General features: G+C 45.1%; 5 protein-coding genes and 1 CRISPR repeat array (1 of these 6 only partly in view). Of the genes, 4 read left to right on the top strand and 1 reads right to left on the bottom strand.

All coding sequences use genetic code 11. The features are described 5' to 3' along the window. A CRISPR array of direct repeats spans window positions 1-8,498; the repeat unit is 37 nt; unit sequence GTTTCAATCCCTGATAGGGTTTTAGGCATTTTGCGGC; it reaches 336 nt to the left of the window's first position. Between the two features lie 359 nt (window positions 8,499-8,857). Further along, on the top strand, window positions 8,858-9,919 hold the full coding sequence (locus QUA00_RS24145) for a mannose-1-phosphate guanylyltransferase (protein WP_333411360.1): 1,062 nt from the start codon (window positions 8,858-8,860) through the stop codon (window positions 9,917-9,919). 114 nt (window positions 9,920-10,033) lie between these two features. On the opposite strand, the gene QUA00_RS24140 is transcribed toward QUA00_RS24145, so the two are convergent. After that, window positions 10,034-10,618 carry a Uma2 family endonuclease gene (locus tag QUA00_RS24140; RefSeq protein ID WP_333202588.1) on the bottom strand — a complete coding sequence of 195 codons (585 nt, stop codon included), beginning with the start codon at window positions 10,616-10,618 and terminating at the stop codon, window positions 10,034-10,036. 300 nt (window positions 10,619-10,918) lie between these two features. Here QUA00_RS24140 and QUA00_RS24135 point away from each other — a divergent pair, with 300 nt between their 5' ends. The 3 genes from QUA00_RS24135 (at window position 10,919) to QUA00_RS24125 (ending at window position 16,489) form a co-directional block, all read left to right on the top strand. Next, a complete protein-coding gene (locus QUA00_RS24135; protein ID WP_333309347.1) occupies window positions 10,919-12,571 on the top strand; it encodes an AarF/ABC1/UbiB kinase family protein in 1,653 nt (550 codons plus the stop codon). Window positions 12,572-12,677: 106 nt separating this feature from the next. Further along, window positions 12,678-15,980: a helicase-related protein gene (locus QUA00_RS24130; protein ID WP_333411358.1), complete on the top strand. Its 3,303-nt coding sequence runs from the start codon at window positions 12,678-12,680 to the stop codon at window positions 15,978-15,980. After that, on the top strand, window positions 15,977-16,489 hold the full coding sequence (locus QUA00_RS24125) for a hypothetical protein (RefSeq protein ID WP_333411356.1): 513 nt from the start codon (window positions 15,977-15,979) through the stop codon (window positions 16,487-16,489). Before QUA00_RS24130 ends, QUA00_RS24125 begins: the two co-directional genes overlap by 4 nt. The last annotated feature ends 59 nt before the right edge of the window (window positions 16,490-16,548 follow it).

Below are 16,548 nucleotides of genomic sequence, written 5' to 3'. Positions count from 1 at the left end.
ATCAGTCAGGCATTGCTTTTTATCATGAGTTTCAATCCCTGATAGGGTTTTAGGCATTTTGCGGCGATAGCCGCCGATGCTACCGTAATCGAAAAAGGTGTTTCAATCCCTGATAGGGTTTTAGGCATTTTGCGGCTCGCGATCGAACACGTGGGATTTATTGAAGTAAGTTTCAATCCCTGATAGGGTTTTAGGCATTTTGCGGCCAGTCTCCCAGTGGGATACACGAATCCGCAGGAGAATCGGTTTCAATCCCTGATAGGGTTTTAGGCATTTTGCGGCAGTGATGGAGCCGACGGGGGTAAACTATTCCCGTCTTTGGGGGTTTCAATCCCTGATAGGGTTTTAGGCATTTTGCGGCCTGCCCCAGTTCGCGTCCTTCTCAAGGATATCTTTTTTCGTTTCAATCCCTGATAGGGTTTTAGGCATTTTGCGGCTTTTACCCTGGTAATTGGGGCGGTAGCGAACCGCCAAGTTTCAATCCCTGATAGGGTTTTAGGCATTTTGCGGCTGGAAGCTTCCCAACGGTGGGGAAAAGCCGTGGGGTTTCAATCCCTGATAGGGTTTTAGGCATTTTGCGGCGGTGATCGCAATGTTGATGTCGGCATCAGTGTAGGGTTTCAATCCCTGATAGGGTTTTAGGCATTTTGCGGCGTTGTTGGCGAGAGAGAGTGCAGACAGTCCTGATGTTTCAATCCCTGATAGGGTTTTAGGCATTTTGCGGCAAAATCTGGATGGTATTGGAATAAATTAAATGAGGTTTCAATCCCTGATAGGGTTTTAGGCATTTTGCGGCTCATCTTGCCTGCAAGTATTTCCTTGGTAGCAAGGTTTCAATCCCTGATAGGGTTTTAGGCATTTTGCGGCGCTTTTGTGATTGAGATTGGATTTCAGAGTGCAGGGTTTCAATCCCTGATAGGGTTTTAGGCATTTTGCGGCTCCGCCTATTACGGGTCTTTCTCAATTCATTGGAGTTTCAATCCCTGATAGGGTTTTAGGCATTTTGCGGCGGTCTTGAAGGCTTGAGCAGTGTTGCGATGCTACCCTAAGTTTCAATCCCTGATAGGGTTTTAGGCATTTTGCGGCAGTCTTTCCAGTCTCTGCGGGTGCAGGTTTTTTGCGTTTCAATCCCTGATAGGGTTTTAGGCATTTTGCGGCTTGGGGTCGATCGGCAACTGCTGCGCCTGGACTTGCGTTTCAATCCCTGATAGGGTTTTAGGCATTTTGCGGCCGGTTTACTAAGTCAATCTCGGACAAAGCTAGAGTGCCCTTAAGTTTCAATCCCTGATAGGGTTTTAGGCATTTTGCGGCTTGGGAATCCCTTAGTGCAGAAGAGCAAAAAGTTGTTTCAATCCCTGATAGGGTTTTAGGCATTTTGCGGCTCAAGTCTCAAGCCCAATTGTTTGAGAAAAGTGTTGTTTCAATCCCTGATAGGGTTTTAGGCATTTTGCGGCCGGATTTACCGCCGCCGAATAGTCTCAATTGCAGTGTTTCAATCCCTGATAGGGTTTTAGGCATTTTGCGGCTTAAACCGCAACTTTCAGCCTCCTGCTCCATGTTTCAATCCCTGATAGGGTTTTAGGCATTTTGCGGCACGGGTTTCATACTGCTTGTGCCCGTTAGCAATCGTTTCAATCCCTGATAGGGTTTTAGGCATTTTGCGGCCGGAAAAACGAACTCGAATTCCGCGAAAACGAACTGTTTCAATCCCTGATAGGGTTTTAGGCATTTTGCGGCCTTTAAGTCTTAGTTAAAAGCATGGACTCTACTCTTGAGTTTCAATCCCTGATAGGGTTTTAGGCATTTTGCGGCTCCTAGTGGCGCAAAGATAGGTTTCGGTCACTTAGGTTTCAATCCCTGATAGGGTTTTAGGCATTTTGCGGCTATTTTAGTTCCAGCTACTTGGAATGAAGCACCTTGGTTTCAATCCCTGATAGGGTTTTAGGCATTTTGCGGCAAGCTGTGAAAAGTTTCAATCTAGAAAACTTTCAAGTTTCAATCCCTGATAGGGTTTTAGGCATTTTGCGGCTTTGCATACGCTTTCACCCTCGAAAGAACATCTGCTGTGTTTCAATCCCTGATAGGGTTTTAGGCATTTTGCGGCCTTTAAGATTTAATGCCGTCTGTTGAGTAGTTGAGTTTCAATCCCTGATAGGGTTTTAGGCATTTTGCGGCTCACTAGCGGCCCGTGAGTAGCTTTAGCGCGCCCGTGGCAGTTTCAATCCCTGATAGGGTTTTAGGCATTTTGCGGCCCAGCGGCTACTACGACGACGCGGGCCGCTACATCAAAATTGACGTTTCAATCCCTGATAGGGTTTTAGGCATTTTGCGGCAAGCAGATGAAATTGTTCATATCACTGCGGTCAAGTTTCAATCCCTGATAGGGTTTTAGGCATTTTGCGGCTCTGGTGAGCGACTGGATGGAAGAACACATCACGTTTCAATCCCTGATAGGGTTTTAGGCATTTTGCGGCTGGCGACACACTGCGAGTTCGATCGCCCGAATTGAAGTTTCAATCCCTGATAGGGTTTTAGGCATTTTGCGGCTTTAACCAGTGCCAGTCCTTGCTCATTGATATGTTTCAATCCCTGATAGGGTTTTAGGCATTTTGCGGCGCACTATGGTGATGTGGAATTGCCAGACTTTGGTTTCAATCCCTGATAGGGTTTTAGGCATTTTGCGGCTGGGTTTCCGGGTACGTTGCCAGCTAATAGTATTTTGGGTTTCAATCCCTGATAGGGTTTTAGGCATTTTGCGGCCAATTGCGATGCAGGCAAAACGGTCGGCATTCGTTTCAATCCCTGATAGGGTTTTAGGCATTTTGCGGCTAGACCGCGCAAGCTTTGAGCGCATCCTATCGACTTGGTTTCAATCCCTGATAGGGTTTTAGGCATTTTGCGGCCTCCGATCGGCAATGTCATCCGTCCCCGTGCCACTGGTTGTTTCAATCCCTGATAGGGTTTTAGGCATTTTGCGGCGCATTGTGCAGTTAGTATGCTTGTTTTACGTCCCGGTTTCAATCCCTGATAGGGTTTTAGGCATTTTGCGGCCATTTGCCACAAACAGTACAGCAATCAATTCTGGTTTCAATCCCTGATAGGGTTTTAGGCATTTTGCGGCTTACTCGATCGCGTTCAAATTGAAGAATATGATAAACCTTTCGTTTCAATCCCTGATAGGGTTTTAGGCATTTTGCGGCTTCTGCTTATCCTGAGTTTGCTCCTTGCATTGTCTGCGGTTTCAATCCCTGATAGGGTTTTAGGCATTTTGCGGCCAACTTCAAGACCGGAAATTTCTTTCCGCTCCTGGTTTCAATCCCTGATAGGGTTTTAGGCATTTTGCGGCCTGGCGACTTCGACTATCTCTGTGGCTGGCACTGGCAGTTTCAATCCCTGATAGGGTTTTAGGCATTTTGCGGCTCCTTACCTCTTTCTTTTCGCTGTCAATAGCTGCGTTTCAATCCCTGATAGGGTTTTAGGCATTTTGCGGCTGATTGATGCTTTTATTATGATAGGAGAAGAAGATGTTTCAATCCCTGATAGGGTTTTAGGCATTTTGCGGCTATTTCTTGATGATGAAGGAATATCTCTTGATAATGGTGTTTCAATCCCTGATAGGGTTTTAGGCATTTTGCGGCTTAAGACAGAGAGACTTCATTAATCAATTCAGTTTGTTTCAATCCCTGATAGGGTTTTAGGCATTTTGCGGCAAGTAGCAGACTTCATCTTTACTGTAGATAGTTGCGACTTCAGTTTCAATCCCTGATAGGGTTTTAGGCATTTTGCGGCCGATTGAATCTGATGCTTACCTCGCAGCTTTGCGCGATCGATTTGGTTTCAATCCCTGATAGGGTTTTAGGCATTTTGCGGCAAAGCCTCTAGAGGTTAGTTCTATCTATTCATAGTTTCAATCCCTGATAGGGTTTTAGGCATTTTGCGGCCTTCTCAAGAAGGAGGTTCACCAGAAGATAGTGAAGTTTCAATCCCTGATAGGGTTTTAGGCATTTTGCGGCATTACGCGGTAGACTGCGTTACTATATAGAAGTTTCAATCCCTGATAGGGTTTTAGGCATTTTGCGGCCGAAGCTTGGCTAATTTTATTTCTGCACGATAAAATTTGTTTCAATCCCTGATAGGGTTTTAGGCATTTTGCGGCAAACCGCCAATAAAATTTGGGGGGGCGCGCATCCTTAAGTTTCAATCCCTGATAGGGTTTTAGGCATTTTGCGGCCTTGGTCGGCATTGCTGTTAGCCAGCGTGCCTCTGTTTCAATCCCTGATAGGGTTTTAGGCATTTTGCGGCCTTTACCGCTATGAAATCGGTGGAGAAATTGGCGGTTTCAATCCCTGATAGGGTTTTAGGCATTTTGCGGCTCCCTGGGGCCTCCGGTGCTGATACACCGACCCGCGAGGGTTTCAATCCCTGATAGGGTTTTAGGCATTTTGCGGCACTGATAGCGCAAATATCTTGAATCGCCAAATCACTGCGTTTCAATCCCTGATAGGGTTTTAGGCATTTTGCGGCTTCCGTGAACTTGGGAAACCCGGTCTCCCAAAGTTCAGTTTCAATCCCTGATAGGGTTTTAGGCATTTTGCGGCGTGAGAAAAGCAATAAAAGCGGTTGCTCGCGGCGTGAATTTGTTTCAATCCCTGATAGGGTTTTAGGCATTTTGCGGCCGGGCGCCACAAAACTGACCATACTAATCTCCTTAAAGTTTCAATCCCTGATAGGGTTTTAGGCATTTTGCGGCTTAAAAACTGGTGCCAGGGCCAAAAGGGTTATAGGTTTCAATCCCTGATAGGGTTTTAGGCATTTTGCGGCCAATTACTCTAACTGTAAGCTAAATGTATACTGGTTTCAATCCCTGATAGGGTTTTAGGCATTTTGCGGCTTGCTACGCTGCTTGTTGTGTATTAGCTCCTGTACCTCCGTGTTTCAATCCCTGATAGGGTTTTAGGCATTTTGCGGCTAAGGTATTCTTTAGTATCCTCATCTAAATCACCTGTTTCAATCCCTGATAGGGTTTTAGGCATTTTGCGGCATAATATTAAGTTGCCTGATCCCATAGATAAGAACAAGTTTCAATCCCTGATAGGGTTTTAGGCATTTTGCGGCGGTACCGGAATTCGTGTCTGGGCGATCGCTGTCGAGGGGGTTTCAATCCCTGATAGGGTTTTAGGCATTTTGCGGCGATCGCCCGGAGCATTGAGCTCCAGTGGGGAAACACGTTTCAATCCCTGATAGGGTTTTAGGCATTTTGCGGCTTAAACAGGCAAGGCAGCTAGAGGCTCAGCGTCGGTTAAGTTTCAATCCCTGATAGGGTTTTAGGCATTTTGCGGCTTCGAGGCTTCAGAAGAGAAGGCAAGCAATTCATAATCTATGTTTCAATCCCTGATAGGGTTTTAGGCATTTTGCGGCCCTGCAATCGAAAATACCGAGCAAGTAATAGTAGAAGTTTCAATCCCTGATAGGGTTTTAGGCATTTTGCGGCGCGGCATAGCTGTGTGAATTTTTTCACCTGCTACGCCTGGTTTCAATCCCTGATAGGGTTTTAGGCATTTTGCGGCGATAGCGAAAGCGATAGCACTTTCTCCAACCCAAGTTAGTTTCAATCCCTGATAGGGTTTTAGGCATTTTGCGGCAGCCTGAATCGGGGGACTTCGACTATCTCTGTGGCTGGCAGTTTCAATCCCTGATAGGGTTTTAGGCATTTTGCGGCCTTCTCGGATGTCAGCAGTGCTACAGCCACCGCTCCGTTTCAATCCCTGATAGGGTTTTAGGCATTTTGCGGCGATAATAGATTGCCCAACTGCTGTACCCAAAATAGCCAGTTTCAATCCCTGATAGGGTTTTAGGCATTTTGCGGCCCGTTCAGCGAACATGGAATTTTAATTTTCAAATAAGTGTTTCAATCCCTGATAGGGTTTTAGGCATTTTGCGGCTTGATTGGAAAAACTCTGTCCCGCAAAGGTTGCGTTTCAATCCCTGATAGGGTTTTAGGCATTTTGCGGCTTTGAATGGCTCATTGATGACTATATCAATGAAGAGCCAGTTTCAATCCCTGATAGGGTTTTAGGCATTTTGCGGCGTGAAAGCTAGCTACCGATTGAATTTCAGCCATTTGTTTCAATCCCTGATAGGGTTTTAGGCATTTTGCGGCGTCGGTGTTGTCGCACCGGAGGCCCCAGGGACATTGTTTCAATCCCTGATAGGGTTTTAGGCATTTTGCGGCTAGGAAAGCCAAGCTTAAGACAGATTTTGCCTTTGTTTCAATCCCTGATAGGGTTTTAGGCATTTTGCGGCGGTCAAACCAAGTCATAGGCGCATCTCTCAGCGATGTTTCAATCCCTGATAGGGTTTTAGGCATTTTGCGGCATCGCCGCCTCCAATTCTGGGTCATCTTCGCAATCAAAGTTTCAATCCCTGATAGGGTTTTAGGCATTTTGCGGCTTCTGCTTTCATTTTGTTGAATAGCCCGGTGAAAGTTTCAATCCCTGATAGGGTTTTAGGCATTTTGCGGCAACTACCATGAATTTAACACGATTTGAGACTGAAGTTTCAATCCCTGATAGGGTTTTAGGCATTTTGCGGCTGAGGCGGAGCCATTTGCGCGATCGAACTTTGAGGTTTCAATCCCTGATAGGGTTTTAGGCATTTTGCGGCTACCAAAATCTCCATGTCGATATAGCCTTTGGCGTCTGTTTCAATCCCTGATAGGGTTTTAGGCATTTTGCGGCGATCGGCTCCAACTTGTGTAAAAGATCCAGCGCCAGCGTTTCAATCCCTGATAGGGTTTTAGGCATTTTGCGGCAACACCAGTCAGGCGGACGCGGTGCAGCTTTTCGGTTTCAATCCCTGATAGGGTTTTAGGCATTTTGCGGCCGGGCTTTTATCGGGGATGAGAAACCTCTGGTATTTCCAGGTTTCAATCCCTGATAGGGTTTTAGGCATTTTGCGGCGAGAGATGCTGTATCAGAAAGTCTAGTTTCTGGTGATGTTTCAATCCCTGATAGGGTTTTAGGCATTTTGCGGCACTTCAAAGCCGAAATCATCGCTCAGCCAAATGGCAAGTTTCAATCCCTGATAGGGTTTTAGGCATTTTGCGGCTCGAAGCTGCCAGCAATTCAATCAACGATTAACTTTCACGTTTCAATCCCTGATAGGGTTTTAGGCATTTTGCGGCTCATCAAAAATTACTTGATGCTGGTGAATATGGGTTTCAATCCCTGATAGGGTTTTAGGCATTTTGCGGATCGGGCTGATATCGGTAAGACCAGACGCGCTCAGGTTTCAATCCCTGATAGGGTTTTAGGCATTTTGCGGCAGACTGTAACCCAAGCCCCGCGCTGCTTGTAGCTTCTTATCAGTTTCAATCCCTGATAGGGTTTTAGGCATTTTGCGGCGTGTCACCAAACCCGGCTACGAGCGAGCGAGGGTTTCAATCCCTGATAGGGTTTTAGGCATTTTGCGGCACGGCCCCGGTTAACTTCGGGGCTTCCCTCAAATTTCGTTTCAATCCCTGATAGGGTTTTAGGCATTTTGCGGCGTGGCTACCCCGCTGCTACAGGACGGCGTTGACATTTCGTTTCAATCCCTGATAGGGTTTTAGGCATTTTGCGGCGATACAGATGAGCGTTTTTCTGACTCTTTTTTCTTGTTTCAATCCCTGATAGGGTTTTAGGCATTTTGCGGCAATTTTAGCTAGCTGATTTGAACGCTCGCCCTCTGGTTTCAATCCCTGATAGGGTTTTAGGCATTTTGCGGCTCGGCCTGACACCCGCAAACCAAGATACAGAGGAAGCAATGTTTCAATCCCTGATAGGGTTTTAGGCATTTTGCGGCTTTGGGTATTTTCTGTGTGTTCTGACTCAAGTTTTTCGTTTCAATCCCTGATAGGGTTTTAGGCATTTTGCGGCTGTCGCCAGTCTATCAAAAGTGTCCGAAATTTCGGTTTCAATCCCTGATAGGGTTTTAGGCATTTTGCGGCCCTGCAACCATTATTGTGCCTGAAGTATCAAGTGTGTTTCAATCCCTGATAGGGTTTTAGGCATTTTGCGGCAAGAGCGAGGTGATAAGTCTGTGTATGGGTTGTTGTTTCAATCCCTGATAGGGTTTTAGGCATTTTGCGGCGTGATTGTAAAATAGGAGTTTTACTGGAAAGACAATGAAGTTTCAATCCCTGATAGGGTTTTAGGCATTTTGCGGCTTAAGCTTTCCATTTGTGTTCAGTGAACATCCACTGGTTTCAATCCCTGATAGGGTTTTAGGCATTTTGCGGCCATAGTATGTTATCCTTCTTCTTGGTATGATATCATTATGTTTCAATCCCTGATAGGGTTTTAGGCATTTTGCGGCTTTTGGAGGAAGCATGAGTGAGATTGAACTTGTTTCAATCCCTGATAGGGTTTTAGGCATTTTGCGGCCGAACTTAACATTCTCCTTGTAGCGGCGCCACATTTTTTCAGCAATCCCTGATAGGGTTTTAGGCATTTTGCGGCCGAATGCCCGTTCCAGAAGCCTTGGTGTATTTGGTTTTCAACGTTCATTTGCGTCTGTATTAGCAAAAATATCATTTCAGCCTCCGACCTGTCAATACCCTATTTAAACTTTACCCCTCAAACCCTTATCATATAATGGTTTCAGCAATTGCGTCTGCCGTTTGCCCCAGGAATTGGCATCAAACCCTTACAGAAATTGGATTACAGCCCAAAAAATTAACCCCTCGATTTTTACACCCAGCAACAGACGCAATTTTCCCAAAAATATACCTCCCCCCCAAAACCCGCAGACAGTCACAATTCTCTCCATAATTATAAGCTGTCGAGCAAAATAGATCAGAACCCTTAAACTTCAAACCATGACCAAAACCTTAATTCCCGTAATACTCGCCGGCGGTAAAGGCGAACGTTTCTGGCCACTAAGTCGCAAACAGCGGCCCAAGCAGTTTTTGAGTCTCGACGGTAGCGGCAAGAGTTTGCTGCAAGCTACAGCGGAAAGACTCTTAACATTAGGTAACGGCTGGGACGATTTGTGGGTGGTAACGTCGGAAATGTTGGCTGCGGGAGTCCGCGAACAGTTGCCGCTGTTACCTCCTGAGAATTTGCTGGCGGAACCGGAGGGCCGGGATACTGCGCCGGCGGTGGCCTGGACTGCTATAGAAGCTGCGAAGCGTTACGGTGAGGATGCGGTGGTGGGTTTTTTCCCGGCGGATCACTGGATTGGGGAACCACAGGAGTTTGTCAAGACTTTGGAGGCGGCGGCCGAGTTGGCGAAAAATCAGGATGCGATCGCCACTTTGGGAGTAAAACCGAGTTATGCTTCCACCGGCTACGGCTACATCGAACAAGGTGAGGAAATTGGCAGTTTTGGGGGTTTTCCGGCCTATCGGGTGGCGAGGTTTACGGAAAAGCCCGATCGCACAACTGCTGAAGAATTTGTAGCCAGCGGCAAGTTTAGTTGGAACGGCGGAATTTTTGTATTTCGAGTCGGAACAGTTTTGACAGAATTGCGAAATCATGTACCGGAAATGATGGCTGCTTTGGAAGCAAAAGGCGCGCAGGCTTACTCGGAATTACCCAAAATTAGCATCGATTACGCGCTGATGGAGAAGACGCAAAAAGCTTGTGTTCTGCCCGTAGGCTTTAGCTGGGACGATTTGGGAGATTGGAATGCGATCGGCCGTTTGCTGCAAGGAGACAAACCGAATGTGGAGTTAGCAAAACACGTCGGAATTGATACGAAAGGTGGCATTTTTTATGCAGCCGATGAGAATGAGGTGATTGTCACCATTGGTTTAGAAGATGTGGTAGTTGTCAGAGATGGCAATGTGACTTTGATTGTGAAAAAGGACAGGACGCAGGAGATTAAACAGGTAATTAAGGTGTTGGGAGAAGATGATAAATTGAAAGATTTATTGTGAGGGTGAAATGAGGCAGCACGACACGGATTCTGAAGGCGGATACACCAACTATTCATCACTGTTTATCCAGGCATTCGTTTTTGAATCTGTGTTGGGCCTTACTATTTACTTTATTTACATAATTTCTTCTAAATTCAACACAAAACCAGGCAGTACATCTTCCCCTGATAGAGTGGCAGGATTTTCGATAATTTCAACATCTTGACCGGGGCGATAAATTTCTACCCGCCGATTTTGCCTGTCAATTAACCAACCCAATTTAGCACCGTTTTCTATATATTCTTGCATTTTCTCTTGAAGTTTCTTCAAGGAATCAGTCCGAGAACGCAACTCAACAACAAAATCAGGACACAAAGGAGCAAAACTGTCTTTTTGCTCCGGTGTTAAAGCATCCCAGCGTTCTTTTTTGACCCAAGAGGCATCAGGAGAGCGATCGGCACCATTCGGGAGTGTAAAGCCTCCCGAAGAGTCGAAAACTACTCCCAGTTTAGTTTCACGGTTCCAGACTCGGAGTTGAGATGTTAAATCGGCATTACGCCTGCTAGTTTCACTGCCTGTCGGTGGCATAATAATTAATTCCCCTGATGCTGTACGTTCAAATTGATAATCGCGGTTGTGCTGACAAAGCTGAAAAAATTGCTCGTCAGTTAAGTTGATGGATAATTCGATCGAGTTGGCAGGAAATGGGATGGCAATCATGTCTCTTATACGATATTAAAAACATTGAGAATCTGGTTTTTAATAACTTACTCATTCAATTCTTTGACACATCTTTTCAAGTTAATAAATTTAATTATAAAAATATCATGTCTGCTTTAACTGTATATTACCATGAGGATTAATGCCACGGCCAAAAACCGATCGCCCCCCGCACCCCAAAGCTCTCACGCGCATTCCCACCCTTTCGCCCAAGTTATTCCCCAAGACACTGGTCAGCCCGGTCAACAGCGCTATCCTAGTAGTTATATAGCCCTTAAACCCGATCGACCCGGAGGCCCCTTGTTTAGCCTAGTTCAAAACAATTCTCGCAAAGGAGAAATTCTAGAGGTCGTCTTCCGCAACGGTTGGGACTACATGAAAAGCCTCCTAACCGGCCGCAAAACCGACGCACCCAGTCTCCCAACTCCAGCAGTTCTCCGCAACATCCTCGTCCAATTAGGCCCAGTTTTTGTCAAATTAGGACAATTGCTGAGCACCCGTCCTGACCTTTTGCCGGCCAGCTATATCGAAACTCTCTCCACGCTACAAGCGGAAGTGCCGCCCGTACCGTGGTCGCAAGTAGAAGCAATCGTCCGCCAGGAACTCACACAATCTCTCGAAAATACCTTCGCCAAATTTAACACCGAAGCCATCGCTGCAGGTTCGATCGCCCAAACCCACAAAGCTACTTTAAAAGACGGCCGCGAAGTCGCCCTCAAAGTTCAGCGCCCCGGTATTGATATTGTCATCGAACAAGACATCGCCGTACTGCGAGGTTTGGCAGAACTTGTCATGCTCACAGACTTCGGTCAACAATACGATATTGTCGCCCTAGCTGAAGAATTTGCGATCGCCCTGCGTGCAGAACTAGACTTCATTCAAGAAGCCAGCTACACAGACGAACTGCGCCGCAATTTATCTAAAAGTAAATGGTTTGACCCCACACAAGTTGTCTTACCAGAAATTAACTGGGAGTTGACTACAAAAAAACTCTTAGTAATGGAGTGGCTGAACGGAGTCCCAATTTTGCTAGGCGACTTGCAAGGAATTCGCCAGAAAGGAGATATAAATGCCGAACGCGAAGAAATTACAACGCTGCTTTGCCGCGTTTTCTTCCAGCAGTTATATATCGACGGATTCTTTCACGCCGACCCGCATCCCGGCAATTTATTTTATCTCAAAGATGGCCGGATAGCTTTGCTGGACTGCGGCATGGTCGGCAGATTAGACCCGCGCACTCAGCAGAATTTGACAGAAATGTTGCTGGCAATTGTCGATTTAGACGCTCAGCGCTGCGCTCAATTAACTTTGGAAATGGCAGAATTTGCTCAGCCGACAAGTTTAGTTAATCTAGAGAACGATTTGGCTCGAATGCTACGCAAGTATTACAATGTCAGCTTGTCGCAAATGAACTTGTCGGAAATTTTTTATGAGGTGCTAGAAATCACCCGCAAAAATAAAATTCGGCTGCCCAGCAATCTCGGTTTGTATGCAAAAACTCTAGCTAATTTGGAAGGACTGGCGCGTTCTTTTAATCCCAGGTTTAATATTGTAGAGCAGGTGAAACCGCTGATGACCGATATGTTTCGGCGTCAGTTATTCGGAGATGACCCGATACAAGCTTTGTTGAGAACTGCGCTGGATCTCAAAAGCTTATCTTTGCAATCTCCGCGACAGGTGGAAGTGCTTTTAGACCGAGTTACTTCGGAAACTTTGAAGTGGAACTTGACACTAAAAGAACTCGATCCGCTGCGTCGCACTCTGGGGGATTCTGCGAACCGACTTTCTTTTAGTATTGTCGTGGGTTCGCTGATTGTCGGGGCGGCAATTATTTCTTCTAACGCACAAACTCCTCAGCTATCTTTTCTGAGCACGGGTTTGTTTGGGGCGGCGAGTTTTTTGGGTTTTTGGTTGATTATTAGCATTCTCAGGTCAGGGCGTTTGCGAAGTTGATTGTACAATATCGGTATGTGTTGTGGAACAGGCCGGAAAGCCTGTTCTTGAGAATTGTGGAAGATGTAGAATATAGCCTAGTGCAACAACCGCATAAAGGTAGGCTATGTCACAGGATGATGCTTCTCTCCCAAAGTCGGCAATTAGAGACAACCGCCGCCGGGGTACTGTGGGCGATTTTTTGAAAGCCAAGGTTGAGGAAAACTCAACCTTGTCAATTGTTTCTGCTTACTTTACAATTTATGCTTTTGATGCTTTGAAAGAACAACTTCTAAGTATTAAAAGCTTGAAATTTCTCTTTGGCGAACCGCGCTTCATCAAGTCACTTGATCCAAGAAAAACTGATAAAAAGGCTTTCCAAATTGAGGATGAGGGCTTGCAGCTACAGAATCGGTTGCAGCAAAAGCGGGTTGCGAAAGAATGTGCAGAATGGATTGAGAAAAAAGTCCAGATACGGTCGGTCAAGCAATCTAATTTACTGCACGGCAAAATGTATCACATTGCTCATAACGGAACTGAAAATGCTATTACGGGCAGTTCTAATTTTACCGTGCGGGGACTGGGATTAGGTAGGAAAAACAACAATATTGAACTCAATCTAGAAGTAGATAGTAAACGCGATACCCGCGACCTTAAAGCCTGGTTTGATGAACTCTGGAATGATGCCGAACTAATCGAAGATGTCAAACAAGATGTGCTGCTATACCTAGAGCAACTTTACCAGAATAATACTCCTGAGTTTATCTACTACAAAACTCTGTTTCATATCTTCGAGACTTTCCTCGATGACCTAGAAAAAAACGATATTCTCAGCGAACAGTTACACTTTTTTAATACAGAAATTTGGAACTCCCTATTTGAATTTCAGAAAGACGGAGTTAAGGCTGCTATCAATAAAATCGGACGATATAACGGGTGTATTATTGCTGACAGCGTTGGTTTAGGTAAAACATTTGAAGCTCTAGCGGTGATCAAATATTTTGAACTTCGCAATAAAGGAACAGTTTTGGTTCTTTGTCCCAAAAAACTCCGCGAGAATTGGACTGTATATCTAGCACAGAACAATAGCGAACTGAATCCTTTTCTTAAAGACGGCTTTAACTATGCAGTCTTATCTCACACCGACTTGAGCCGCGATTCCGGTAGGTCTGGGGACATTGATTTAGCAACGATTAAATGGGGTAACTATGACTTGGTAGTTATTGACGAATCCCACAATTTCCGCAACAACATCAAGAGCAAACGGGACGAATTTGGCAATCTAATTAGAAAGAGTCGTTACGAAAGGCTGATGGATGATATTATCAAGAGCGGTGTCAAAACTCAGGTGTTACTCTTATCAGCAACTCCGGTTAACAATGATTTAAAGGATTTGCGGAATCAACTTTATTTTATCACAGAAGGTCGCGATGCTGCGTTTGGGGAATCGCTGGGAATTGCCAGTCTGCGCGATACACTAGCTGATGCTCAGGGGAAATTTACCAAGTGGGCCAAGAAAAGTCGCGATCGCAAAACTAGCGAACTGCTGGAAGAACTTAGTTCTGCTTTCTTCAAACTGCTTGACGAATTGACGATCGCCCGATCGCGCAAGCACATTCAAAAATACTATAAAGATGCGATCGCCCAATTAGGCGGCTTTCCTGAACGGCTCAAACCCATCTCGGTATTTCCTGAGATTGACCTAAAGGGTGAGTTCATGTCCTACGAACAGCTTAACAGCGAAATTTCTAAATATCAACTCTCGCTATTCAACCCTTCAAAATATGTCCTGCCGCCCTACCGTTCGGTGTATGAAAATAAAAGAGTGCAAAACTTCAAACAGAGCGATCGGGAACGCTCTCTGATCGGCATGATAAAGGTTAATTTTTTGAAACGCCTGGAAAGCTCGGTGAATTCCTTCGCTATCACAATGCAGCGGACTATTGACAAAATATCCGAGTTACAAAAACGACTCGAATCCTTCAGGAATTGGCAAGACGAAAACGCGGAAATTGATTTAAACTATTTAGAGTTAGAGGCAGAAGAAGACGAGGATTTACGAGCGGCGTGGGAGGTTGGCAAGCTAAAAGTTAAAATGGTGCACCTCGATGTCGAAACCTGGTTAAAAGACCTGAAACGCGACAAGGAACAGCTTAAAAAAATTTACCATTCTGCCCAAAGCATTTCTGTTGAACGCGATGCCAAGCTGGCTGAGCTAAAAGAACTGATCGCCGAGAAAGTTAAGCATCCTACAACTAACAAGCATGGCCAACCAAATCGCAAGGTTTTAGTCTTTACTGCCTTTGCAGATACGGCAGTCTATCTCTACGAAGGATTGCGGGAATGGGCAAGAGTAGAATTGAAAATCAACCTAGCTTTGGTGACTGGGGGTTCGGCGGCAAATAAGACTACCTTTGGCAAAAACGAGTTCAATCACATCCTGACAAATTTTTCGCCTTTCGCCAAGAAACGGGCCCAAATTCCATCTATGCAGCAAGACGGCGAGATTGATTTATTAATTGCCACAGATTGTATTTCCGAAGGGCAAAATTTACAAGATTGTGATTATCTGATTAACTACGACATACACTGGAACCCAGTCCGGATTATCCAGCGGTTCGGTAGGTGCGATCGCATTGGCAGCCCCAACCACACTGTACAATTAATTAATTTTTGGCCGACAGAGGACTTGGATCAATACATCAATCTGAAAAATCGAGTAGAAGCACGGATGGCTTTAGCGGACATGGCTGGTACATTTGAAGATAACCTACTGGAGGCAAAGGAAATTCAAGAACTGATTGAAAGTGATTTGAAATACCGCGACAAGCAGTTGCTGCGATTGAAAGATGAGGTGCTGGATATCGAAGATTTCACGGAGAGTGTAGCCCTAACGGAATTCACTCTCGATGATTTCCGAATGGAACTAGCCAAATACATTGAGAGCAACCGCAAACTACTGCAAGATGCTCCTTTAGGACTCTATGCAGTAGTTCCAACTAACTCGGAGTACCCGATAATTGCTCCTGGCGTAATTTTTTGCCTCAAACAAAAAGGCGATTGTCTTGATAATAAAACCGTCAACCCGCTGCAACCATACTTTTTAGTTTACGTTCGAGAAAATAAGGAAGTGCGATTAACTTTTGCTCAACCCAAACAAATACTTGAAATATATCAGTTGCTGTGCGCGGGGTGTACTGTTCCCTATGAAGAGTTGTGCAACTTGTTCGATAGACAAACTAATAACGGATTTGATATGAGTTTGTATAACGATTTGCTTAAGCGCGCGGTTGATTCCATTGCAGGTATTTACAACAAGCGGCTCATCGGAAATTTGCTGTCTAGCCGCAGTGCTGTGTTGGTTGAGCAAGCGCATCAGGTTAAAGCAACAACTGATTTTGAACTGATTACCTGGCTGGTGATTAAATGAGCGTCAGCGAACAACAAGCCAAAGCATCTATTAATGAAGGTTTAAGTAGTTTGGCCAAGGGGAAACTAGCGGATAACGCCCGTAATTTGTTCTTTACTCTTGGCTACCGAAGTGAGAAAACTCTTCCGTTTTATCCTAATAGCTCGGATAATTTTATTTCCAACTTTGATAGTGATAAAAAACTAAATCATCAAAAAGCTCTCTTAAATGAATGGCTGACTGTTGATTTTTTATTTCAGCTCACTTGGGATGAAATTGCGGGTGATGACCAGCTAAAATTATCCTTGAAGACAAGAGCTAAGGGAGAAAATACGTTTTTCATTTCCTCCTACTTGTTTTTCGCAATAGAATTGAGGCGTAGAACCTACACTAGCGAACAGCTTGACGGCATTGTCCGCGAGATTAATAAACTCTTTCTCAATCCTGCGATAATTCTATTCCAGCATGGAGAAACTCTGACTTTATCCATTATCAACCGCGGCCAATACAAACAGGGTAAACGCATCTAAATTAATTTGACAAACACCTAAATTTGTGCATTACTAAATAACTAAAAAAACCTTCTAAA

The sequence above is a fragment of the Microcoleus sp. T2B6 genome (assembly GCF_036700475.1).
In the GTDB taxonomy this organism is placed as follows: domain Bacteria; phylum Cyanobacteriota; class Cyanobacteriia; order Cyanobacteriales; family Microcoleaceae; genus Microcoleus.
Note: the sequence above shows the minus strand (reverse complement) of the source record. Positions and strands in the feature narration are given on the sequence as shown.